At 73.2% G+C, this 19,473-nt stretch carries 30 protein-coding genes and 1 pseudogene; 5 read left to right on the forward strand and 26 right to left on the reverse strand.

Translation table 11 applies throughout. The annotated features are described in order from the left end of the window. Positions 1-39: 39 nt before the first annotated feature. The 14 genes from OG989_RS04200 to OG989_RS04265 all read right to left on the reverse strand — a co-directional run bounded on the left by OG989_RS04200 (position 40) and on the right by OG989_RS04265 (position 6,188). Positions 40-1,011, reverse strand: a complete 972-nt coding sequence (locus OG989_RS04200; RefSeq protein WP_327029734.1) for a hypothetical protein — start codon at positions 1,009-1,011, stop codon at positions 40-42. Position 1,012: 1 nt separating this feature from the next. Continuing rightward, complete coding sequence (locus tag OG989_RS04205; RefSeq protein WP_327029735.1) at positions 1,013-1,837, reverse strand: hypothetical protein; 825 nt, start codon at positions 1,835-1,837, stop codon at positions 1,013-1,015. Next, positions 1,837-2,052: a hypothetical protein gene (locus OG989_RS04210; protein WP_327029736.1), complete on the reverse strand. Its 216-nt coding sequence runs from the start codon at positions 2,050-2,052 to the stop codon at positions 1,837-1,839. Before OG989_RS04210 ends, OG989_RS04205 begins: the two co-directional genes overlap by 1 nt. Then, positions 2,052-2,885 carry a PD-(D/E)XK nuclease-like domain-containing protein gene (locus tag OG989_RS04215; protein WP_327029737.1) on the reverse strand — a complete coding sequence of 278 codons (834 nt, stop codon included), beginning with the start codon at positions 2,883-2,885 and terminating at the stop codon, positions 2,052-2,054. The genes OG989_RS04210 and OG989_RS04215 overlap by 1 nt, the downstream gene beginning before the upstream one ends. Then, positions 2,882-3,244, reverse strand: coding sequence for a WhiB family transcriptional regulator (locus OG989_RS04220; RefSeq protein WP_327029738.1), 363 nt, complete (start codon positions 3,242-3,244; stop codon positions 2,882-2,884). Before OG989_RS04220 ends, OG989_RS04215 begins: the two co-directional genes overlap by 4 nt. Continuing rightward, on the reverse strand, positions 3,241-3,567 hold the full coding sequence (locus OG989_RS04225; protein ID WP_327029739.1) for a hypothetical protein: 327 nt from the start codon (positions 3,565-3,567) through the stop codon (positions 3,241-3,243). Before OG989_RS04225 ends, OG989_RS04220 begins: the two co-directional genes overlap by 4 nt. After that, entirely contained in the window at positions 3,564-3,731 is a 168-nt protein-coding gene (locus OG989_RS04230; protein WP_327029740.1) for a hypothetical protein, read from the reverse strand. Before OG989_RS04230 ends, OG989_RS04225 begins: the two co-directional genes overlap by 4 nt. Beyond that, positions 3,731-4,396, reverse strand: a complete 666-nt coding sequence (locus OG989_RS04235) for a hypothetical protein (protein ID WP_327029741.1) — start codon at positions 4,394-4,396, stop codon at positions 3,731-3,733. Before OG989_RS04235 ends, OG989_RS04230 begins: the two co-directional genes overlap by 1 nt. Before the next feature lie 109 nt (positions 4,397-4,505). Then, positions 4,506-4,772, reverse strand: coding sequence for a hypothetical protein (locus tag OG989_RS04240; protein WP_327029742.1), 267 nt, complete (start codon positions 4,770-4,772; stop codon positions 4,506-4,508). A 1-nt stretch (position 4,773) separates the two neighbouring features. Beyond that, positions 4,774-5,154 carry a hypothetical protein gene (locus OG989_RS04245; RefSeq protein WP_327029743.1) on the reverse strand — a complete coding sequence of 127 codons (381 nt, stop codon included), beginning with the start codon at positions 5,152-5,154 and terminating at the stop codon, positions 4,774-4,776. Next, positions 5,151-5,366, reverse strand: coding sequence for a hypothetical protein (locus tag OG989_RS04250; RefSeq protein WP_327029744.1), 216 nt, complete (start codon positions 5,364-5,366; stop codon positions 5,151-5,153). Before OG989_RS04250 ends, OG989_RS04245 begins: the two co-directional genes overlap by 4 nt. Further along, positions 5,363-5,674: a hypothetical protein gene (locus OG989_RS04255; protein WP_327029745.1), complete on the reverse strand. Its 312-nt coding sequence runs from the start codon at positions 5,672-5,674 to the stop codon at positions 5,363-5,365. The genes OG989_RS04250 and OG989_RS04255 overlap by 4 nt, the downstream gene beginning before the upstream one ends. A gap of 92 nt (positions 5,675-5,766) precedes the next feature. Beyond that, positions 5,767-5,955 (reverse strand): hypothetical protein, encoded by a 189-nt coding sequence (locus OG989_RS04260; protein ID WP_327029746.1) that lies wholly within the window; start codon positions 5,953-5,955, stop codon positions 5,767-5,769. Then, positions 5,952-6,188, reverse strand: coding sequence for a hypothetical protein (locus OG989_RS04265; RefSeq protein ID WP_327029747.1), 237 nt, complete (start codon positions 6,186-6,188; stop codon positions 5,952-5,954). Before OG989_RS04265 ends, OG989_RS04260 begins: the two co-directional genes overlap by 4 nt. 211 nt (positions 6,189-6,399) lie before the next feature. On the opposite strand from OG989_RS04265, the gene OG989_RS04270 reads away from it, so the two are divergent. Next, positions 6,400-6,861 carry a helix-turn-helix domain-containing protein gene (locus OG989_RS04270; RefSeq protein ID WP_327029748.1) on the forward strand — a complete coding sequence of 154 codons (462 nt, stop codon included), beginning with the start codon at positions 6,400-6,402 and terminating at the stop codon, positions 6,859-6,861. On the opposite strand, the gene OG989_RS04275 is transcribed toward OG989_RS04270, so the two are convergent. The 6 genes and pseudogenes from OG989_RS04275 to OG989_RS04300 form a co-directional block, all read right to left on the reverse strand. Then, entirely contained in the window at positions 6,858-8,255 is a 1,398-nt protein-coding gene (locus tag OG989_RS04275; protein ID WP_327029749.1) for a recombinase family protein, read from the reverse strand. The genes OG989_RS04270 and OG989_RS04275 overlap by 4 nt on opposite strands. A 19-nt stretch (positions 8,256-8,274) precedes the next feature. Beyond that, a pseudogene (locus tag OG989_RS04280) lies at positions 8,275-8,679 on the reverse strand (alanine--tRNA ligase-related protein); the annotation flags it as partial. An 11-nt stretch (positions 8,680-8,690) separates the two neighbouring features. Continuing rightward, positions 8,691-9,578, reverse strand: a complete 888-nt coding sequence (locus OG989_RS04285) for an alpha/beta fold hydrolase (protein WP_327029750.1) — start codon at positions 9,576-9,578, stop codon at positions 8,691-8,693. Then, complete coding sequence (locus tag OG989_RS04290) at positions 9,575-9,889, reverse strand: DUF2516 family protein (protein WP_151452982.1); 315 nt, start codon at positions 9,887-9,889, stop codon at positions 9,575-9,577. Before OG989_RS04290 ends, OG989_RS04285 begins: the two co-directional genes overlap by 4 nt. A gap of 69 nt (positions 9,890-9,958) precedes the next feature. Continuing rightward, on the reverse strand, positions 9,959-10,753 hold the full coding sequence (locus OG989_RS04295; protein WP_327029751.1) for a hypothetical protein: 795 nt from the start codon (positions 10,751-10,753) through the stop codon (positions 9,959-9,961). Further along, entirely contained in the window at positions 10,750-11,370 is a 621-nt protein-coding gene (locus tag OG989_RS04300; protein WP_151452980.1) for a helix-turn-helix domain-containing protein, read from the reverse strand. The genes OG989_RS04295 and OG989_RS04300 overlap by 4 nt, the downstream gene beginning before the upstream one ends. 164 nt (positions 11,371-11,534) lie before the next feature. On the opposite strand from OG989_RS04300, the gene OG989_RS04305 reads away from it, so the two are divergent. From OG989_RS04305 to OG989_RS04315, 3 genes are all read left to right on the forward strand, one after another. Then, complete coding sequence (locus OG989_RS04305) at positions 11,535-12,176, forward strand: GNAT family N-acetyltransferase (protein WP_151452979.1); 642 nt, start codon at positions 11,535-11,537, stop codon at positions 12,174-12,176. 106 nt (positions 12,177-12,282) lie between these two features. Beyond that, complete coding sequence (locus OG989_RS04310) at positions 12,283-13,080, forward strand: alpha/beta fold hydrolase (protein WP_132230759.1); 798 nt, start codon at positions 12,283-12,285, stop codon at positions 13,078-13,080. A gap of 256 nt (positions 13,081-13,336) precedes the next feature. Then, complete coding sequence (locus OG989_RS04315; protein WP_327029752.1) at positions 13,337-14,191, forward strand: sulfotransferase family protein; 855 nt, start codon at positions 13,337-13,339, stop codon at positions 14,189-14,191. An 80-nt stretch (positions 14,192-14,271) separates the two neighbouring features. Here the strand turns inward: OG989_RS04315 and OG989_RS04320 are convergent, their stop codons facing one another. From OG989_RS04320 to OG989_RS04335, 4 genes are all read right to left on the reverse strand, one after another. Next, positions 14,272-15,231 carry an asparaginase gene (locus OG989_RS04320; protein ID WP_151452976.1) on the reverse strand — a complete coding sequence of 320 codons (960 nt, stop codon included), beginning with the start codon at positions 15,229-15,231 and terminating at the stop codon, positions 14,272-14,274. Positions 15,232-15,327: 96 nt separating this feature from the next. Continuing rightward, positions 15,328-16,170 (reverse strand): 3-keto-5-aminohexanoate cleavage protein, encoded by an 843-nt coding sequence (locus tag OG989_RS04325; protein WP_327029753.1) that lies wholly within the window; start codon positions 16,168-16,170, stop codon positions 15,328-15,330. 92 nt (positions 16,171-16,262) lie between these two features. Then, positions 16,263-17,375, reverse strand: coding sequence for a CAF17-like 4Fe-4S cluster assembly/insertion protein YgfZ (ygfZ, locus tag OG989_RS04330; protein WP_151452974.1), 1,113 nt, complete (start codon positions 17,373-17,375; stop codon positions 16,263-16,265). Beyond that, positions 17,372-17,800 carry a Fur family transcriptional regulator gene (locus tag OG989_RS04335; protein ID WP_132230754.1) on the reverse strand — a complete coding sequence of 143 codons (429 nt, stop codon included), beginning with the start codon at positions 17,798-17,800 and terminating at the stop codon, positions 17,372-17,374. The genes ygfZ and OG989_RS04335 overlap by 4 nt, the downstream gene beginning before the upstream one ends. Positions 17,801-17,870: 70 nt before the next feature. Between OG989_RS04335 and OG989_RS04340 the strand changes: the two genes are divergently transcribed. After that, the gene (locus OG989_RS04340) at positions 17,871-18,716 is read left to right on the forward strand and encodes an aminotransferase class IV (protein WP_327029754.1); all 846 of its coding nucleotides are present in this window, start codon (positions 17,871-17,873) and stop codon (positions 18,714-18,716) included. A 15-nt stretch (positions 18,717-18,731) separates the two neighbouring features. On the opposite strand, the gene OG989_RS04345 is transcribed toward OG989_RS04340, so the two are convergent. Next, positions 18,732-19,325: an FABP family protein gene (locus OG989_RS04345; protein WP_151452972.1), complete on the reverse strand. Its 594-nt coding sequence runs from the start codon at positions 19,323-19,325 to the stop codon at positions 18,732-18,734. A 37-nt stretch (positions 19,326-19,362) separates the two neighbouring features. Beyond that, the gene (mtfM, locus tag OG989_RS04350) at positions 19,363-19,467 is read right to left on the reverse strand and encodes a small membrane protein MtfM (RefSeq protein ID WP_036376929.1); all 105 of its coding nucleotides are present in this window, start codon (positions 19,465-19,467) and stop codon (positions 19,363-19,365) included. Between the last annotated feature and the right edge of the window lie 6 nt (positions 19,468-19,473).

Here is a 19,473-nt window from a genome sequence, read left to right on the forward strand (position 1 = left end):
GGGTGTCCCGGCCGGTTCCGGTGTCAGGGCGGGCCGTCATCAGGCGGCCTGGGCGGTGCGGCGTCGGATGCGCGGCGCGATGGAGGGCGCCTGCCGGCGGCCGGGGATGCCGTGGTCGCGGCGCAGCTTCTCGATGGTTCGGGCGGCCCGGCTGATGCCGTCGGCGCGCAGGTCGTAGCGGCCGGGCCAGCGCAGGAAGTGGGCGATGTCGGTGTCGCTGTGACTGGGGGCGAGTCGCCGGACGGTCTCGACGACGTCGGGCCGGTGGGCGGCGAGCTGCTCGTAGGTGAGGTCGCCGTCGACGGCCTGGCCGACGGTGACCGGGTCGAAGTCGTCGGTGTCCGTCTTGGGCCCGTCGAGGTGGGGCTGCTCGTTGGGGTCGTCGATGTCGTCCCAGGCGAGCGGACCCGCCCAGCCCTTGCGGGCGGCAAGCCGGCGGGCTTCGGCGGACGTACCGGGGGTGAGTGCGAGTCGCTCGTACAGGCCGGCGATCATCTTGTGGTAGCGGGCCGCGATCTTGGGCCGGGTTTGACGGCGCCAGCGGCGGACGGGTTGTCCCGCGATGCCGAGTTCGGCAGCGAGTTTGTTGGCGTCGTAGCCGATGGCGGTGAGGGCCTGCAAACGGCGGGCGGTGCCGGTGGAGTCGACGTAGACGCCGCCCGCCGGGTCGCAGGGGACGACGGGAAGGGCGAGGATCGCGTCGTTGGTTTCGGGAAACAGCTCGACGGCGGTGCGGTTGACGAGCCGGTGGACGACGGCGCGTGCGACGTCCGCGGCTTCGGCGATCCTGCGGGCGGACCAGCCTTCGGCGACGAGCTTGGCGACGTGTTCGGTGGCGGCGGTGGCGTCGGTCATGCCTCGCCAGGTGCCGTAGGCGATCTGCCGGTTTCGGATGCGGCATCGTGCGGCGCTGCGCTGCTGGCATTCGGTGCAGCCGGCGACGTGCCGGGGATGGGCGGTGCAGGTCCACCGGCGGGTGCCGTCTGCGCGGGCGTTGGTGGCGGCGGGCATGTCAGGCCGCCTCGGCGAGCTGGGCGGAGCGGGCGGACCAGGCGTCGCGGACGTCCTGCCCGCGGTGCCCCTGCTGGTAGCAGAGGGCCTTGATCTCGTCGAGGCGCTGCTGGGTCTGCGCGGCGGCGATCTCGTCGAGCACCTCGGCGACGGTCAGCAGCGGCTCGTTGTCGTCCTCGCGCCCGGTGATGGCCGGCGGGCTCGCGGGCTCGATGAAGTCGGCGGCGGTCACGAGCCGCGGCGCGGGCCGGTGCTCGACGGTGACGCCCTGGTCGCGGATCTCCTCGGCGGTGTAGGGCATGCCCATGATCGCGTCGGAGGCGATCCACCGGCACACCTCGGCGGTGGCGCGGGCGACGAGCATGGCGCCGGGCTGCTGCTTCCACTGGCTCTTGCTCGTGAGGCCCATCTGCTGGGCCCGCTCCAGGTCCCAGGTGGAGGTCTGCCACTCGGTGTCGCCCTTGCGGCGGCCGGACACGACAGCCATGGCGGCGGTGGACTGGTCGATGCGCACCTCGTGGCCGAGGCCCTGTGCGATGGCCCGCAGCGTGATGGCCTTCGGCGCGGGGGTGCCCTGGATGTTGTCGAACGCCCGGAGGCTGGCCATGGGGCTGAGGCCGACCTCGGCGCCGGCGAGGATCGCGGCGGCGGCCTCGGCGGGCTTGCCCCGGTAGGCCTGCGGGACGGCGGAGGTGTTGCAGACGACCTCGGCGAAGCGTCCGGCGGCGTCGGCGGCCTGGGCCCACTGCACGAGCTGGGCGGTGGCCGGCTCGGTGCCGGTGGGGATGTCGAGGTGCTGGTCGTTGCGGATCACGAGGTCGCTCATCAGAACGGGACCCTTTCCTTGCTGGCGTTGATCTGGGCGAGGGCGCGCGAGGCGGTCATCTGGGCGACCTCGGCGGTCTCCGGGGTGTCCTTCCAGGCGGCGTCGGGCGGGACGCTGATGGAGACGTGGACGCGGATGCCGTCGGGCTGCGTGACGGTGGACTCGAAGACGTACGGCTCGATGAAGTAGCCGTCGTCGTTGCGGGCGCCGGGCATCAGAACTCCTGGTCTCGGAGGGCGTACGGGGGCAGCGAGATGGTGGTGATGTCGGCCGGGTAACCGGGCCACTCGCCGGTGCGCTGGCACTCGGCGAACAGGTCGATGGCCTTGTTGTTGAGGTGGCGGCCGGCGGCCAGCTCGTCGGCGCCGAGTTGCACGACGTGCACGAGGTGCGGCGGGGCCTTCTCGACGAACACGAACAGGAACGGCAGGTCACCGAGGCCGAGCGTCCGGGCGCCGTCGAGGTAGTAGTCGGCCTGGGCGTGGTAGCCGTAGCGGGCGATGGCCTTGGCGACGTGCTCCTCGTCGGCGGACTCGCAGCTCTTGAGGTCGACGATGGCGTCGGTGCGCAGCCAGTCGAGGCGGGCGCGGCGCCAGATGCCGGTGCGCTCGTCGGTCCAGAACAGCGACTGTTCGGGCTGGCCCTTGGACAGCAGGGCCGCGGCGAGCGGGTGGCGGCGGACGGCGGCGGCCATGGCGTCGACCTGCTCGGCCTGGTGGACGAGCAGCGGCACCTGGCTGGCGGCGTACGCCTCGGCGCGGGCCTCCCGTGCGGCTTTGGTCTGCCACGTCTTGGCGTCGACGACGACGATGGCGGCGCCGACGCCGAGCACGCGGGTGTGGAAGGCCTTGCCGAGGTCGAAGTCCTCGCGGGACGGCGGCGGGTTGTCGACGTCGTGCCGGTAGTGGGCGGGGGTCTTCGGCGGGACGAGCTTGCGGGCGCCGGACGAGGAGAGGCTGCCGCCGGGGACGGGGTCGGCGTGGTAGACGTCCTCGGGCATGTCCGGGTAGATGCCGGGCTCGGTGACGAGCACCTCGGTGGTGGTCATCGGGTGGCCGCCTTGTGGTGGGTGTCGGCGCGGGAGCAGGTGGTGCAGCGGTGCTGGTTGTGGGTGCGGGGCGTGAAGCCGCCGCCGCATCCCATGCAGGCCCGCTCGGTGAGGACGCCGTACTGGGCGCGGCGCTCGTCGCCGGTGAGGCCGGCGCGGACGCCGCCGAAGTCGCCGGTGAGGTTGGCGTCGTCGAGGCACTGCTGGGCGACGGGGCAGCCGTTGCAGACGGCCTTGGCCACCACCTGCCCGCTGCGGTCGCCGCGCTCGGGGTGCATGAGGTCGGGGTTCACGTCGAGGCACTGGCCGCGCAGCCGCCAGTTGAGGTCGGTGGAGCGGTCGAGGGTCGGGGCGGTCACAGCACTCCTCCGGTGTTGACGCCGTTCACAGCGGCGAGGTGGTCGGCGATGACGGCGGGCTCCAGCGGCCCGGGCACGAGGGGCCCGAGGTCGGGGTCGATGACGGGCCAGTGCGGGTGGGCGGTGAGTGCGGCGGCGGGCCGGCGGCGGATGGCGGGCATGACGGCGGTGGGGGTGTCGTCGGTGCGGTGCCGGCCGGGCTGGGTGCCGGTGGTGCGGAGCTGGTCGGGCCAGGTGTCGTCGGCGCCGGGGTGGTCGGGGCCGAAGACGGCGGTGGTGAGGGTGCGCAGCCAGCCGGTGGGGTGCAGGTCGGCGAGGGTCACCGGGCCACCTCCGCCCGGCTGGACTTCCGGACGTACCGGATCTCCCAGCGGACGAGCATCAGGTCGAAGCCGTTGGAGTCGATGGAGGCGCTGACGATCCACGGCGAGCCCGTTGCCTCGCGGATCTCCCATGAGCCGAAGCGTTCGAAGGACCAGCCGCGCATCAGGCCACCTCCGCCGCGTTCAGGCCGGCGGACATCGCCTGGGCGCGGGCGAACATGGTGGGGCCGTCGGTGCCGCCGTCGCCGTCGACGTAGATGTCCTCGGTTTTGAAGGCGACGTCGGCGGACTTGTAGGTGCCGGGCATCCGGCCTTCGTCGTCCGGCAGGGCGGTGTCGCGGACGATGACGATGTCGACCTCGTCGTCAGGGTTCAGCTCGGAGAAGTCGTCCTCGGTGTAGCCCTCGTGGACGATGAGGGCCTTCCACGGGCCGTCGACGTCCTTGGCGTCGACCTGGTTGGCCCAGGCGGTGTTGGCCTTGACGGCGCTGTCGCGGTCGGCGCGGGTGCCAGCGAGTTCGCGGTTGGCGTGGTCGAGGGCGGCGCGCGTCTCGGCCAGCTCGGCCTGCAGCCGGGTGGCCTCGGCGGTGAACTCGTCGGCCAGGGCGGTGTGCTTCTGCCGCCACTTGAACGTCTCGGACTGCTCGTCGGCGAGGCGGCGGAGCACCGGGCCCATGCGCTCCCCGAGCCAGCTCACGAGGTTGAGGCAGTAGAAGTCCTCGCCCCGGGTCGGGTGCTCGTGGGCCTGGATCTCGCCGAGCGTCTCGCGCATCTGTGCGATCAGCAGGTCGGTGGCGGGGCGGATGGCGTCGATGTCGTTGGTGGTCATGCGTGGCTCCAGATCAGGAGGGGTCCGGCGATCGGGACCCAGGCGAGGACGGTCAGGGCGGCGAGGTTGGCGAGCCGGCGGCGGCGCGACGGCCGGCCGTTCGGGGTGGTCACGCCGGGCTCCTCATGTCGAGGTAGTAGGTGTCGAGGCGCTCCACGGCGGCCCGCCGGTGCGCCCGGTGGTGGGCGGCGACTTCCTGCCGGTGCTCGATGGCGTCGGCGGGGATCGCGACCAGGGCGGCGTCGAGGGCGTCCAGCTCGGCGCGGGCGGTGCGCCAGTCGGCGGCGGCGTGGTGGCGTTCGACGAGCCGGCCGGCGAGGTAGGCGGCGGCGATGATCGCGGCGAGCGCGACCAGGGCCAGGAGCAGGCGGGCCATGTCAGGCCGCCTCGGGCATGGTGTCGGCCACGCCCCCGCAGTCCGGGCCGTCGCACGTGTCGTCGACGGTGCAGGCGAAGTCCAAGACAGCCTGCTTGACGTCGGGGTCGGCGGTGACCACGTCGTTGGCGCGGGTCCAGTCGATGCCGGAGGCGGTCAGCCATCGGGTGGCGTAGCGCACGCAGGTGAGGCAGCCGGAGATGGGGAACACCAACTGGCCGCTGGGGGTGTGGGTGATGATCCAGCCGCCGTGGAGCTTGTTGTCTTCGGTGGCCGGCGTGATGGCCAGGCCGGGGGCGACATGCTCGCCGATGGTGGTCAGTTCGGTGACGGGTCCGTCGGGGCGGTCCTGCATGCGGATGGTGACGGAGACGATGCTCATGCGGCGGCCCTCCAGTGGGCGAGGTGGATGACGGGGGCGTAGGCCAGCTCGATGCGGTCCCGGGTGGCGTCGCACACCTCGGTGGACCAGTCACCCGGCAGGCCGTCGGCGGGCACGAGGCGGGGACGCCACGGGGCCGGCATGGTCGGGTTGGCCTCGTAGAAGTCAGCCAGGGCGCGCAGCCCGGCGATCAGTTCCTCGCGGGTGCTCATCGGGCACCGCCGGCCAGCTCGGTGCGGTAGTGGCCGGCGAGCAGCTCGTACACGCTCTGGTCGTCGTCGGCGTCGGCCAACGCGCGGACCTCGTCGGCGTGGCGGCGGCCCATCGAGTCGATGACCTCGCCGGCCGGGTCGAGCAGGGCGAGGTGGTTGCCGAGCAGGTCGTAGGAGACTTGCCCGTGCTCGCCGGTGACGGTCCAGCGGTGGCCGATCTCGCGCTGGGTCTTGTTGGTGGCGAGCAGTTCGCCGGTGTTGTTCTGGCGCTCTGCCAGGCGGGCGGCCTGGTCGGGGCTCTGGGTCATGCGATACTCCCTGGGTTCGGGCGTCCCTGCCGGTCTTGGCGGATTGCGGGGGCGCCGTTCTGTGTCTCGGGCCGGGCGGCCCGGACGGGGTCTCAGGCGGCGTCGGCCGCCGGGGCGACCGCGGCGTCGGGCTCGTTGAGCGGGCGCCACACCTCGTCGCGCACCGGGCTCAGAAGCGCCGCCATCTGGTCGACCTGCCGGTCGGTGAGGGGCGGGAAGTCGGCCACCGCGGCAGCGCCGGCGGCCCGGATCTCTTCGGGGGTGCGCAGCGGGCGGGTCATCGGACTTCCGCCCGGAAGAAGCGGTGCGCCACCTTTGGCAGGGCCAGCCAGACCCGAGCGATGAACTCGTTGTTGGGGTCTGCCTTGCCGTTGGCGACCTTGGAGAACGTCGGCCGGGGGATGCCGAGGAACGCGGCCTTGGCGTCCTTGGTGGTGTGACCGATGGGCTCGACCACCGCGTCGAACTCGGTGGCGAGGAAGACCATCCGCGGTCGTGGCTGCTGTTCTGTCACGAACACCACGCTAGACGCTGTTCTGTCGAGAACACAAGTCCTACGGATGGCTTTTCTAGAACGCCAGCCGTCGGCTACGCTGCGACATATGGCGAACGCATCGGTAGCTCAACCTGCGTCTATATCGGCCGGTCGAGGCGGGATACGCGGGGGCCCTGTGGCGTACGCCGTGGGTCGCGCTCGCGTGCAAAATCGCCTAGGCTCCGTTCTCGTGGGAACGCCAACCTGGGATCACGAAGCCTTCTACACGTTCGTGATCGCTCGGGCGAAAAACCTGGGGATCGCCGACTCGACAGCGTCGCTGGCCAGGGCTGCTGGGCTGACCCACAGTCAGCTCTCAAAGTGGTTCCGTGGGCACGAGCGCCCCCGCCCGGACAGCCTCCAGAAGCTCGCCACGGCCATCGCCCTGCCCGAGGAGCGAGCCAAGGGCGAAACCCCCTACACGCAGCTCCTAGTGCTGACCGGCCACCTACAGCAGCACCAGGCAGGGCTGGCTGCCCCGCCCACCCCTCCCCCGGTCGTGGAGCGCGACCCGATCGTCGTCGAGCTGGAGCAGATGCTCGGCGGGACCTCGAAGCTCAGCGAAGAGGAGCGCGACGTCCTGCGCGGCCTGGTCGACCGGGTCCTCGCCGGGTGGCGGCCCCAGCGCAACGGGCGGCGCCGTACCGCCTAGACCGGCTCCAGATCCACCGTTGACGGATCGAACCCAGGCCCTCGCTTCCGCGAGGGCCTGATCGTTATGCGCAGCAGCGCGCCGACCGCCGCCCGCTGGCGGTGCAGTCCCAGGGCATCCCAGCCGGCCCGGTCGATACCCCACATGCCGTCGAGGATGGTGGGCATCTGGGCGGCGGCTACCTGCGCCCGCAGCTCCCCGATTCGCTTGTCGAGCCGGCGCACCGACAGCCGGAGCACGTCGGCACCCATCTCGTCGTCGTCGCCGAACTCGGCGATCACCTGCTCGCGCCGACTGGACAACCGTTGCAGCTCGGCGACTAGGGGCGCGGTGTCGGGGGCGACAGGCTGCATCCGGGCGCGGAGCTTCTCGTCGCCGAGCCGGGCCAACACCGCGCCGATGACGTACTCGTCGAGGTGGTGCATGGCCCGGTGGGTCTTGCGACAGCCGGGCGTGATGCATCCGTATCCGGTGAGCTGCCTGCCTCTGCTGTTCATGCGCACCGCGACGGGCTGCTGGCATGGACCGCACCGGGCGATGCCGGACAGCAGGTAGCGGCGGGAGTTGGAGGCGTAGTCGAACGTGGCGGCCTTGCGGTCGAGGACCGCGCCGACCGCTTCCCACGTCTCGCGGTCGAGAATGGCCGGCCAGGCGGCCGGTCCGACGATGACCCCTCGATGCGACAGAAGCCCCGCCATGCGGGGCTTCGTGAGTACCTTTTTGAGGCTGCCGTGGGTCCAGGGCGCGCCGGTGACCGTGCTGATGCCCCGCTGGTTGAGGTCGCGGACGATGGCGCCCATCGGCTCGCCGGCGAGGACTCGGCCGGCCACCTCGCGGATGACGACTGCGTCGGCGTCACGGACGTGCAGCCCGTCGGGCTCGAACCCGTAAGCCCGTCCGCCACGCCCGCCGAGGCGGGTGATCCCTTGCTCGGCGAGACGGTCGAACTTGGCGCGCATCCGCCTACTGGTGTTGTCGACTTCCCGCTTCGCTACGGCGGCCTCAATGCGTAGGACGAACTGGTCCTCGGGGTTGCCGAGGTCCCGTTCTCCGGTGGGTGAGGCGAGCAGCGTGCCGGCCTGGGCCAGGCGCAGGAGGACTTCCAGGTCCCATGGCTGCCGGATGAGTCGGTCTCCGTGATAGACGACGATGGCGTCGATCTCGCCCCGGGTGATGGCTTCGAGCATCGCCTCCCAGCCCTTGCGGCGCACGGTGTGCTTCCAGGCGGAGACGGAGTTGTCGACGTAAACGTGCTCGGGACTAACCGACCAGTTGCGGGCTTGGGCGAGTCGGCGGCAGACCAGCTCCTGCTCGTCGACCTTGACGGTGTCGCCGAGGCGGGCGAGGCTGATACGGCAGTAGATGGCGGCTCTGACCTGCGGCTTGGGGGGCACGGGGAGTACGTTATCGCGTTGCCTCTATGGGCTCCATGTTGCCGCCCGTGACGAGCGCGCCGAAGTCGCGGAACACCACCCCGCAGAGCACGTGCAGCCCGGAGTGGGTCCGCATCAGCCGGGTGCGCCGGTCGTCCTCGACCGCGCCGGTGACCGCCGTGCCGGCCGGCGGCAACGGGTCGCCCTCGACCGGGATCAGCCAGAGGTCGTCGCCCTTGCGGGTGCCGGCGATGCGGGTCTGCACCCCCTGCCAGAGCAGTACGCCGTGGTCCGGCGGCTGCCCGCCGCCGCCCGGATAGAACGCCGACCGGTCCAGCACGATGCCCTGCGCGGGATCGGCGTGCAGCACCGTGCACTCCCACTCCCGCAGTGTCGGATCGGCGAGGTCCAGCCGGTGCGTACGACCGTGGTGTGTGACGCCCATGTCAGGGCACGTTACTCGTTGAGGAAGGCGGATATCCGGCTTCGCAGGTCGGCGCGTTCCGTCCAGAGGACGCCGGGCCGGTCGTACACGTGCAGGGTGGCCCGGGGCAGCGCGGCGGCGAGCTGCTCGGCGACCTCGACCGGGTGCAGGTCGTCGCCGGCACAGCCGATCACCAGGGCCGGCGCGGTGACGGCGGCCAGCGAACCGGCGTCGCGCAGGGGTGCCTGCTCGGGCAGGCTCGCCAGCCCCGGGGCGAGCCCGTCGCGCAGGAGCTGGTCGAGGCGTTGGCGCAGGTAGGCCCAGCCGGCCGGGGTGTTGCGTACGGCGGGCGGCAGCTCGGCCTGGACCACGTCGGCCACGGCGGCGGCGTCGCCGCTCTCCACGGCCTCGAACAGGGCGGTCAGCCGGGCCCGGGCGACCTCGCCGCGCGGCCGGTCGAGCGCCGCGGGCAGGAAGACGACGAGTCGCTCGAAGCGTTCGGGGCTCTCGGCGAGCAGCCGGCAGAGCGCGCCCGCGCCGAGGCTGGCGCCGAAGGCCCGGGTGGCGCCGCCGAGGTCGGCGACCGCGCGCAGGTCGCGGGCGAGGTCCAGGTAGCTCCACGGGCCGGGCGGCGCGTCGGAGCGGCCGTGCCCGCGGAACTGGAAGAACAGCTTGCGGCCCGTCACCCCGCTGCCGAAGGGCCGGGTGGTGGCGATGCCGTTGCCCAACCCGTGGGCGAACACCGTGACCGGGTCACCCGCGCCGGTGAGGAGCTGCTCCAGGTGTACGCCGTGCGGCGTGGCGACCAGCTCGGTGTCCGGCTCCGGCAGGGCCGGTCGGCCGGTACGCGGGCCACCCGGGCCCGGCCCCCAGGTGCGGGGCCCGCCGTCCGGCGGGGGCGGCCAGCGGAAACCCCTCACCAGAAGCCTTTGCCGTCGCTCAGGTCGCGCAGCCCCACCCGGACGTCGAGCAGGTAGATCAGGCCGGCGGCGATGCCGACGAGCCCGAAGAGGCTGATCGGGCCGAAGCCGAGCAGGGTCAGCACCAGGCAGACGGCGAGGATGGCGATCCAGCCGCCCTTGGGCAGGGTGCCGATGGCGGAGAAGGCGTCGGAACGCTGGGTGATGGCGTGCACCAGGGCGATGCCCTGCACGACCAACGCGAAGACGAGCAGGATCAGCTCGATCACGTAGCGAACATCGAAGGCGAAGAGCGGCGCGGCGTAGGCCATGTCGGCAAGCTTATGCCGGTGACCCCGGATCGTCCGACAGGACGCATCCGGGGTCACCGGCGGAACGATCTACTCGGCGGCCGGGCGGGTCCGCTTGGTGGCCCGGGGCAGCTTCGCCGACGGGGTGGCGGCCGGCTCGGCGGCGGCCTTGGCGGCCTTGGTGGCCCGGGTCGTCGCCTTCTTCGCGGCGGCCGGCTTGGCCTCCAGCACCTCGGCCACGTCGGCCGGGGTCGGCACCTCGTCGGTCGCGGCCTGGGTCGGCACGTCGGTGGTCACGGCCGGGGTCGGCACGTCGGCGGTGACGGACCGCACGGTGGCCGGCTTCGCGACGGCCTCGGCCGGCTCGGCCTCGGTCGCCTCGATGTCGGCGTTCACGGTCTCGGCGGCCTCCAGCACGCCGGCCCCGACGACCCGCTCACCCCGGGCGACCAGCGCGACGTACGCGGCCTGCGCCCGTTCCTGTGCGGCCTGGGCGCCGGCGACCACCACGGCGGCGTTGCGGGTGGCCAGCGCACGGAGCCGGTCGAGGTCGGCGACCTCGCGCAGCCGCTCCAGGTCGGCGACCTCACGCAGCTTGTTCAGGTCGGCGGCCTCACGCAGGCGCTTCAGGTCCAGCTCGGCCGGGACGGCCTTCTCGCGCAGTCCCTCGGCGGTCAGGTTCGCCGTACGCAGCGTGTCGTTGGCCTTCTGGCGCAGCTCGACGCCGGTGACGACGGCCTTGCCACCCAGGTCGGCGACGACCTTGGTGCCGAGGTCGGTCACCACGGCGGGGAGCTTGCGCAGCTGCTGGAGGGCGAGCTCGCCCGCGCCCGCGGCGGCGTAGATCGGGGCCGGGATGCGGCTGGTCTTCGGCTGGGTCATCACTTCTCCTCTTCGGCCGCGTCGGCGGCCTTCCGGGCCGCGTCGCGGGCGGCCTTCTTCTCGGGGGTGTCGATCGGTGCGGGGGCGGGGCCGGCCTCGGTGACGGCGACCGACTCCAGCACGGCCTCGGTCGGGGTGCCCTCCGGTGTGGTGGGGCCCGTGGCGGCGAGGTTGGCCAGGTCGGGCGCGGCCCCGACGGGATCCGGCGTGCCCGTGCCGGCGGCCTCGGCCCCGGCGGTGGGCGTCGCGCCGGTGGCCGCCGCGGTCGCCTCGGCGAGCCGCGCGTTCTCCCGGCGGAACGTCTCGTAGATCTGGGTGAGCGACTGCTTCTGCGCCATGGTCAGGTCGGGGTCGACGGAGATGGCCGCGAGCACGCCCTGGCCCTCCTTGTCGTCGAGCAGCCCCGCCCGCAGGTACATCGCGGGGGTGGAGACGCGCAGCGCGCTGGCGAGCTGCTGGAGCACCTCCGCGCTCGGCTTGCGCAGACCGCGCTCGATCTGACTGAGGTACGGGTTGCTGACCCCCGCCTGCTCGGCGAGCTGCCGCAGCGAGATCTTCGCGTTGCGGCGCAGGTCGCGAATGAACCCGCCGACGTCGGGAAGGTCCTTACCAGTGGCCATGGCCCGACGCTAACGCGCCCTGCTAGCTCCTGCAAGCAGAATGCTAACCAGAGTTAGCGACGTCTCATCCCGCCGCCACGGCCACGCCCGCTCAGGCTTCGGCGGGCCGGTCGCCGTCGGTAAACCGGTGGCGTCACGGCGGTCCCGATCGTCACGATCAAGCCGTGCTCGCCGACCTGTGGCCCCTCTACGGCCTCACCATCTCCACGCCACGACTTGAGCTTCGCCTGCCCCGCGAGGAGGAGCTGGCGGCACTCGCGAATCTCGCGGGCCGGGGCGTGCACCGTCCGGACGAGCGCCCGTTCCTGACGCCGTGGACCGACGGCGGCCCGGAGGAGCGGGCGCGCGCCGTGTTGCAGGGGCACTGGGGCCGGCTCGCCGAGTGGAGCGACTCGGCGTGGCGGCTCGGGCTCGGCGTCTTCCGGCTCGGGAATCCGCTCGGCGTGGTCACGCTCGGCGCGCGCGACTTCCGGGTCGTCCGGCAGGTCACGACGTCGGCGTGGCTCGGGATCGAACACCAGGGCAGGGGCTACGGAACCGAGGCCCGCGCCGGCCTGCTCACGCTGGCCTTCGACCACCTCGGCGCCGATGCCGCGCTCACCGAGGTCTTCCAGGACAACCACTCGTCCCAGGGGGTGTCCCGCAAGCTCGGCTACGAGCACGACGGCATCTCCGTCGACGCCCGCGGTGACGAGGCCCTGGTGTCCGATCGCCTACGGCTCACCCGCGCGAAGTGGCGCCGACAGGAGCGGCCGGCGGCGACGGTCCACGCCGTGGCGGCCTGCCTGCCGATGTTCGGCCTCTGACGGGGATCCCCGCACCACCCGGCAGTCGCGCCTGGGGCCGCTCGCCCGACGCCCGCGCCGGCACAAGGCGGTTGCGCCCCGGTCTCCCGGTGCGTACCTTGCCGCAGTGACCAAGATCGAGGTGAACGGCGCCCTGCTCGCGTACGACGACACCGGCAGCGGCACGCCCGTCGTCCTGCTGCACGCCGGCATCGCCGACCGGCGGATGTGGCGGGAGCAGGTCGGCCCGCTGGCCGCGCGGCACCGGGTGATCGCCCTCGACCTGCGCGGGTACGGGGACTCCGAGCTGCCGCCGACCCCGTTCGCCCACCACGACGACGTGGCCGGGCTGCTCGACGCGCTCGACCTCCCCCGGGCCGCCCTGGTCGGCTGCTCGTTCGGCGGCGCCGTCGCCATCGACACCGCGCTGGCCCACCCGGAGCGGGTGAGCGCGCTCGCCCTCCTCGGCACCGCCGCCTCGGGCCACGAATGGTCGGACGAGGCGAACGACCTCTGGGAGAGCCTGGTGGGCGAGGTCGACCCGGAGGACTTCGCCGCCAGCGCCGCCGGCGAGGTGCGCTTCTGGGTGGTCGGCCCGGGCCGCGAGCCCGCCGACGTCGACCCGGAGCTGCTCGCCTTCGCCCGCGAGATGGACCAGCGGGCGCTCGCCGCCGAGTTGGCGCTCAGCGCGGTCGACGTCGCCGAACTCGACCCGCCCGCGATCGGCCGCCTCCACGAGCTGCGGATGCCCGTCCTGGTCGGCGCCGGCGCGGCCGACGTGCCCGACATCAGCCGCCTCGCCGACCGGATCGCCGCCGAGGCGCCCGACGCTGTCCGCCTGCCCGACGTGCCCGACGCCGGACACCTGCTGCCGCTGGAGCGACCCGCCCCGGTCAACGCCGCCCTGCTCGACTTCCTGCCCTGACACCCGCACCGTCGTCGACGACGGTGCGGTACGGCCCGTCGTCCGCTTCCGCGAGGTGCGGAGGTGGGCGGTGGAGGCGGTCGCTCGCGATGGCCGGTGAAGGTGATAAATGGATTGCACGGGCGCCGGGCTGGGAGTTTGACTGCTCGCCATGTCTCCTTCCCCCTCACCCGTCTTCGTTGCGGGTACGGGTCGTTCGGGAACGTCACGGCTCGCCGACATCATCGGCGAACATCCGCTGATCCACCGGATTCCCATGGAGACCAGGTTCCTCGTCGACCCGGGTGGCCTGCGGGACCTGGCCGACGCGCTCACCGGTCGATACGACCCCACCGTCGGTGAGGACGCCCTGCACCGGCTGAGCGACTTCCTCACCGTACGAGTGCCCGGCCGGCGCGACGATCGCGGCAAGACCGTTCCCGAACTGGTCGGCGAGCGGCGCTACCGGGACGCGGTGGAACAGCTCTGGCCGCAGTTGATCGCGTACACCTTCGACGAGCCCGCGCCCGCCGAAGGCTTCGGCAACGCCGACCGTCCTGCCGGGCCGTTCGAGCCGCTGAGCCGCCGGCGGGTGGTTCCCAGATACTTCAGCGACCGGAGCGAACTACTCGGAATCCTGCGGGGCCTGGTCGACACCATCTTCGGCGGAGCAGCCGCCGACGCGGGCAAGCCGACCTGGTGCGAGAAGACGCCGTTCAACCTGCTGTGCATGGAGTTCCTCTGGGAACTGGTCCCCGAGGCGACCATCGTGCACATCAAGCGTCACCCGGTCTCAGTGCTCGCATCCCACCTGGCCCAGCCATGGGCGCCGGCCACGGTCGACGGCGCGCTCGCCTACCTCAAGCCGATCTACGATCGGTGGCTCACCTGGAAGGACACGGTCGACCTGACGGGCAGGCGATACGTCGAGGTGAAGGCGGAAGATCTCGCAGCCGACTGGCCCGGGCAGCGCCACGCCCTGTTCGAACGGCTCGACGTCGACGACTTCGAAACCCGTTCGGCGTTCCAGTCGCACAAGCTGGCGCAGCGCAACAACCAGTTCGACGACGACACCCGCGAGTTCATCGAGGAAGCACTCGGCAAGGTCATCCCGGCCATGGGATACGAGTGACGACCCTGGCTCCCCGCCCTGACGACGCCGCGTCGCGCCCCTCGAACGCCCGGTGAACGCCGCGACGACGGGTTGAACGGCTACCAGAGCGGCCGGACGGCACCGACCGGCAGGCCGCCGCCGAAGAGCGGCAGTTCGGCGTACTCGGTCAGCACCGGCGCGTCCAGCCCGAGGCGGCGCAGGGCGGAGACCAGCACCGGCATCCGGGCGCGGCCCGCGCCGTCGTCGATCTTGAGGGCGACCGCGCCGACCCCGGGCACCGCCGCCGCGACGACCCCCTCGGCGCCGATCTTGGCGAGCAGCCCGGGCACGCCCCGCATCAACCGGCTGTCCTCGGCCCGGGTGCCGCCGACCAGATCCGGGTGGGCGCGCATCGCGTCGGCCACCGTCCGTGGCACGGAGCCGGGCTCCGCCGAGACGAGCCGGAGGTACGCCCCGGCCAGGCCCGTCAGCGAGACGGCGAGCACCGGGGCGCCGCAGCCGTCCACCCCGACCGCCGCAGCCGGCTCGCCCGTGAACTCCTCCACCGCGTCCCGGAGCCGCTGCTGCAACGGGTGCTCCGGACGCCAGTACCCGTCGAGCGGCCAGCCGGCGGCCAGGCAGGTCAGCAGCATCCCGCTGTGCTTGCCGGAGCAGTTCATCTGCGTACGGGTGGGGCCGCCGCCGGCCCGCAGCACGGCCGTCCGCGCCTCGTCGCCCACGGGCAGGTCCGGCGGGCAGTGCAGGGCCGACTCGTCCAGCCCGGCGCGGGCGAGCAACGCGCCCACCCGGGCCAGGTGGAACTCCTCCCCGGCGTGGCTGGCCGAGACCAGCGCCACGTCGGCGGGGTCGGCCAGCGTCAGCCCGGCGCGGAGCATCCCGACCGTCTGCATCGGCTTGTTGGACGAGCGCGGGAAGACCGGGGAGGTCACGTCCCCGGCGCCGGCCACCGTCTGCCCCGAGGCGTCGAGCACCACCACCGAGCCCCGGTGCACGCCCTCGACGAACCCCGACCGGACCACCTCGGCGAGCGGCGCGCCGCCCTCGTACGTCTTTCCCACAGGGTGGACGGTACCGGCAGCTCCGGCAGCGGTCGGCGGGCGGGTGAGCAGGTCGTCGGCGACCCGGTGTACAGCAGTGCCGGCCCGGGTCGCCGCTTACCGCCCGGCGGCCGGCACGCCGAGCAGCCCGCGCGCCTCGGCGGTGGTCAGCGGCGGCCGCTGGGCGAGCTGGGCGAAGCCGACCGCCCGGGCGACGAGCTGCATGTTGGACTCGACCGGGCGGCCCTTGGCGTAGGTCACCGTGTCCTCCATGCCGACCCGCAGGTGCCCGCCGGCCGAGAGCGAGGCCAGCATGACCGGGATGGTGCTGCGGCCGATGCCGGTGGCGGAGAAGGTGGTGCCCTCGGGCAGGTCGCGCAGTGCCTGGTGGGCGGCGACCAGGGCTTGGGTGGTGCCCGGCATGCCGCCCGGTACGCCCATCACGAAGTCGACGTGCACGTGCCCGCCGGCCGGCAGGCCGTACTTGCCGAGCAGCCGTTGCAGGGCCGTCAGGTGGCCGAGGTCGAAGATCTCGTACTCGGGCACGATGCCGCGCTCCTGCATGCGGGTGTGCAGGTCGACGATGAACTCCCACCGGTTGAGGAAGACGTCGTCACCGAAGTTGAGCGTGCCCATCGTGCAGGAGGCCATGTCCGGCCCGGCGTCGAGCACGGCGAGCCGGTCGGCCTCCGGGTCGGTCACCGCGCCGCCCGAGGAGAGCTGCACGACGAGGTCGGTGCTCTCGCGCAGCGCCGTCACGGTCTCCCGCAGCCGCCCCTGGTCCAGGGTGGGCCTGGCCTCGTCGTCGCGGATGTGGACGTGGATCACGGCGGCGCCGAGCGCCTCGCACTCCTTGGCGGTCAGCAGCAGCTCGTCGAGCGTCACCGGCAGCGCCGGCACCTCGGCCTTGGCCGACTCCGCGCCGGTGGGGGCAACCGTGATCAACGTCCCTGTCGTCATGCCCGGATCCTAGACCGAGGTCAGCGAGCCAGTCGACCGGAACTTTTCCGGCCTCAGCGCCACGAAGCAGAGATTCTTTCGCCGATCGGCGGTCAGGCCGGATCGATCGCGGCGGCAGTCTCCCCGATCAGGAGGCGGGCGTCGTCGGCGACGTTGCGCTTGACCACGGCCAGGGCGACCTGGCCCAGCTCGTGGTGGTGCACGGCCGTGCCGACGAAGCCGACCGCCCGGCCGTCGAGGGTCACCGGCGTGCCGGCGACCGGCGGCTGGTCGGTGGTCACCCCGTCCAGGTGCAGGAGTACGAGCCGACGCGGCGGCCGGCCCATGTTGTGCACCCGGGCCACGGTCTCCTGGCCCCGGTAGCAGCCCTTGTCCAGGTGCACGGCCGGGGCGACCAGGTCCACCTCGGCCGGGATGGTCCGGTGGTCGGTGTCCACCCCGACCCGGGCCCGCCGGGCGGCCACCCGCACCGCCTCGTACGCCCACAGCCCGGCGACCGGCACCCCGTTGCCCCGCAGCTGGGTGACCACCTGCTCCATCGCGGCCCGGGGCACCAGCAGGTCCACGCCGAGCGGGCCCCGGCGGGCCCAGCCGCCCACGGGCAGCGGGCGCACGTCGTACAGCGCGGTCGGCCGGGGCGGCAGCTCGCCGGAGCGGAACTTCGGGCCCGGCACCGCGACCACGTCGGGCGCGGCCAGCCCGGTCGCGCCGAGCGTCTCCACCGCGGCGGGCGCCTCCGGCCCGACCAGGGAGAGCAGCGCGTGCTCGGGCGTCACGTCGCGCGGCTCGACCTTGCTGAAGAACCGCATCCGCTCCAGGTACGACAGCAGGCCGGCGGTGGCGCCCGGCTCGGTGTCGAGCCAGGTGGTGATGCCGTCCTCGGCGACCATGGCGTGCTGCTCGACGTGCCCGTGCGGGGAGAGCACCAGCAGCTCGGTGCCCTGGCCGGCACCGAGCTGCGCGAGGTGCTGGCTGGTGAGGGTGTGCAGCCAGCCGATCCGTTCCTCGCCCGGCACCGCGACGACGCCCCGGTGCGACCGGTCGACCAGGCCGACCGCCGTGTCGAGGGTGCGCTGCTCGCGCATCGGGTCGCCGTAGTGCGCCGCCACGCCCCGCACGCCGGCCGCCGCGTGCGCCGGCTCGGGCTGGTCGCGGCTGGCCTCGTCGATGCTCTCGACGCTCACCGCGCCCGCGATGTCGATCATTTCCGGTCCCCGTTCTCGCAGCGGACGCAGAGGCCGAAGAACGAGACGTGGCCGATGTCCACCCGGAACCCGCGCTGGCTCGCCAACTGGTCGGCCAGCGGGCGTAGCAGCTCCGGATCGATCTCGTCGATCGCGCCACAGCCCCGGCAGACGAGGTGGACGTGCTGGTCCTCGCCGGCCGCGTGATAGGTCGGCGAGCCGTGCGAGAGGTGGGTGTGGGTGACCAGGCCGAGCCGTTCCAGCAGCTCCAGCGTGCGGTAGATGGTGGTGATGTTGACCCCTGCGGCCACCTCCCGGACGGCGGTGTGCACCTGCTCCGGGGTGGCGTGCCCAAGGTCCAGCACGGCCTGGAGGATCAACTGCCGTTGCGCCGTCAGCCGTAGCCCACGGGCGCGGAGCATTTCCGCGAGGGAGGATTCGGACACCGTCCGATCATAGTTCGCCCCGCCACGCGCGCCGCCGGTGTCGACCGGTCCGCGGCTAGGCTCGGCGGTCATGGTGGCGTCGAGGATCGCCGTGCCGGGCCGCGGGCTGGTGCCGCCCGGCGAGCCGGTGCTGCGCGGCGACGACCGGGGCGTGCTGCACGGCGACGGGCTCTTCGAGACGATGCACCTGCGGGACGGGCGGCCGTGGCTGCGCGACGCGCACCTGGCCCGGCTCGCCCGGGCGGCGGCGGCCGTCGACCTGACGCTGCCCGCCGCCGACGTGCTGGACGAACTGCTGGACGCCGTCCGCGCCGGCTGGCCCGCCGAGGTCGAGGGGGCGCTGCGCCTGGTCTGCACCCGGGGCCCGGAGGGCGGCCCGCCCACCGGCTACGCCACGCTGGGCGAGGTGCCGGCGGCGACCCGGGCGGCGCGCCGGGACGGGATCACCGTGGCGACCCTGCCGCTCGGCGTCGCGGCGCGGGCCCGCGCCGAACTCGACTGGCTGCCGGCCGGGGTCAAGTCCATCTCGTACGCGGTGAGCACCGCCGCCCGCCGGTGGACCGCCCGCGCCGGCGTGGACGACGCGCTCTGGGTCTCCTCCGACGGGTACGCGCTGGAGGGGCCGACGGCCAACCTGGTCTGGCTGGCCGGTGACACCCTCTGCACGGTGCCCGCCGCCGAGACCGGCATCCTGCCGGGCGTGACCGCCGCCTGGCTGCTCGCGCACGCCCACGCACTCGGCCTGCGCGCCGAGGAGCGCCTGGTCACCCCGGCCGAGCTGCGTACCGCCGACGGCGTCTGGCTCAGCTCGTCCGTCCGTGGCCTCGCGGAGATCCGCACCCTGGACGCCGTCCCGCTGCGCCGCTGCGCGCACACCCCCGCCCTCCAGGCGCTCCTGGGCTTTCCCCGCCCGTGACCCCCGGGAGGAGGGTCAGCCGGCCACCCGGGTGAGGCGGGCGGAGAGGTGGGGGGAGAGGGAGTGGCCCAGGGCCGCCATCTCCTGGGCGTAGAGCAGCGCGCCCTCGACGATGCCGAAGAGGCGGTGACCGGCGGTGACCTCCTTGGCGGTCGCCGTACGGACCACCGCGTCGGTGACGAACTCGATCTGGGTGCCCTTGCGCTTGCCGATGTGCAGCTCCATCACGCCGGTGGGGACGCTCATCAGCGCCTCCAGCTCGTCGGTGGCCCGGTCGCCGTCCATCACCGGCCGCCACCAGCCGACCTCGCGACCCGCCGGGCGGACCGGGCGGCTCTGCTCGTCGAGCAGCCAGGCGCGCGACTCGTAGGACAGGAACGGCCGGCCGTCGTGGCTGATCCGGATCTCCTGCGCGAAGTCGAAGTCCTCGATGGTGGGGAAGCCACCCCGCCCCCGGCCGCGCCACACCCCGACGTACGGCAGCAGGCCGTCCAGCGCGGGATGCAGCTTCGGGCCGACGCGCAGGTCGTGGCTCTCCTCGTAGGGGTACGGGTCGACCGGCGGCGCGTTCAGCCACGGCGGCGGCTGCAGGGGGTTCTCGTCGCTCACCGGTTCACTCCGCCTCTCCGCCGGCGGCCACGACAGCTCACCAGCGCCCTCTTGACATGCGTACGGCCAGGTAGACCAGGCCACCGGCGAGCGCGCCCAGGCCGGCGACCAGCAGGCTGACGAACCCGATCTCGGTAACCATCGTGAC

Origin of the sequence: Micromonospora sp. NBC_01740 (genome assembly GCF_035920365.1) — a bacterium.
Taxonomy (GTDB): Bacteria; Actinomycetota; Actinomycetes; order Mycobacteriales; family Micromonosporaceae; genus Micromonospora; species Micromonospora reichwaldensis.

Coding starts and splice junctions, on each gene's coding strand:
- OG989_RS04200 (WP_327029734.1), bottom strand. CDS start 1,011: ATGCCCGCCGCCACCAACGCCCGCGCAGACGGCACCCGCCGGTGGACC.
- OG989_RS04205 (WP_327029735.1), bottom strand. CDS start 1,837: ATGAGCGACCTCGTGATCCGCAACGACCAGCACCTCGACATCCCCACC.
- OG989_RS04210 (WP_327029736.1), bottom strand. CDS start 2,052: ATGCCCGGCGCCCGCAACGACGACGGCTACTTCATCGAGCCGTACGTC.
- OG989_RS04215 (WP_327029737.1), bottom strand. CDS start 2,885: ATGACCACCACCGAGGTGCTCGTCACCGAGCCCGGCATCTACCCGGAC.
- OG989_RS04230 (WP_327029740.1), bottom strand. CDS start 3,731: ATGCGCGGCTGGTCCTTCGAACGCTTCGGCTCATGGGAGATCCGCGAG.
- OG989_RS04235 (WP_327029741.1), bottom strand. CDS start 4,396: ATGACCACCAACGACATCGACGCCATCCGCCCCGCCACCGACCTGCTG.
- OG989_RS04240 (WP_327029742.1), bottom strand. CDS start 4,772: ATGGCCCGCCTGCTCCTGGCCCTGGTCGCGCTCGCCGCGATCATCGCC.
- OG989_RS04245 (WP_327029743.1), bottom strand. CDS start 5,154: ATGAGCATCGTCTCCGTCACCATCCGCATGCAGGACCGCCCCGACGGA.
- OG989_RS04250 (WP_327029744.1), bottom strand. CDS start 5,366: ATGAGCACCCGCGAGGAACTGATCGCCGGGCTGCGCGCCCTGGCTGAC.
- OG989_RS04255 (WP_327029745.1), bottom strand. CDS start 5,674: ATGACCCAGAGCCCCGACCAGGCCGCCCGCCTGGCAGAGCGCCAGAAC.
- OG989_RS04260 (WP_327029746.1), bottom strand. CDS start 5,955: ATGACCCGCCCGCTGCGCACCCCCGAAGAGATCCGGGCCGCCGGCGCT.
- OG989_RS04290 (WP_151452982.1), bottom strand. CDS start 9,889: ATGGCCTACGCCGCGCCGCTCTTCGCCTTCGATGTTCGCTACGTGATC.
- OG989_RS04300 (WP_151452980.1), bottom strand. CDS start 11,370: ATGGCCACTGGTAAGGACCTTCCCGACGTCGGCGGGTTCATTCGCGAC.
- OG989_RS04315 (WP_327029752.1), top strand. CDS start 13,337: ATGGAGACCAGGTTCCTCGTCGACCCGGGTGGCCTGCGGGACCTGGCC.
- OG989_RS04325 (WP_327029753.1), bottom strand. CDS start 16,170: ATGACGACAGGGACGTTGATCACGGTTGCCCCCACCGGCGCGGAGTCG.
- ygfZ (WP_151452974.1), bottom strand. CDS start 17,375: ATGATCGACATCGCGGGCGCGGTGAGCGTCGAGAGCATCGACGAGGCC.
- OG989_RS04340 (WP_327029754.1), top strand. CDS start 17,871: ATGGTGGCGTCGAGGATCGCCGTGCCGGGCCGCGGGCTGGTGCCGCCC.
- mtfM (WP_036376929.1), bottom strand. CDS start 19,467: ATGGTTACCGAGATCGGGTTCGTCAGCCTGCTGGTCGCCGGCCTGGGC.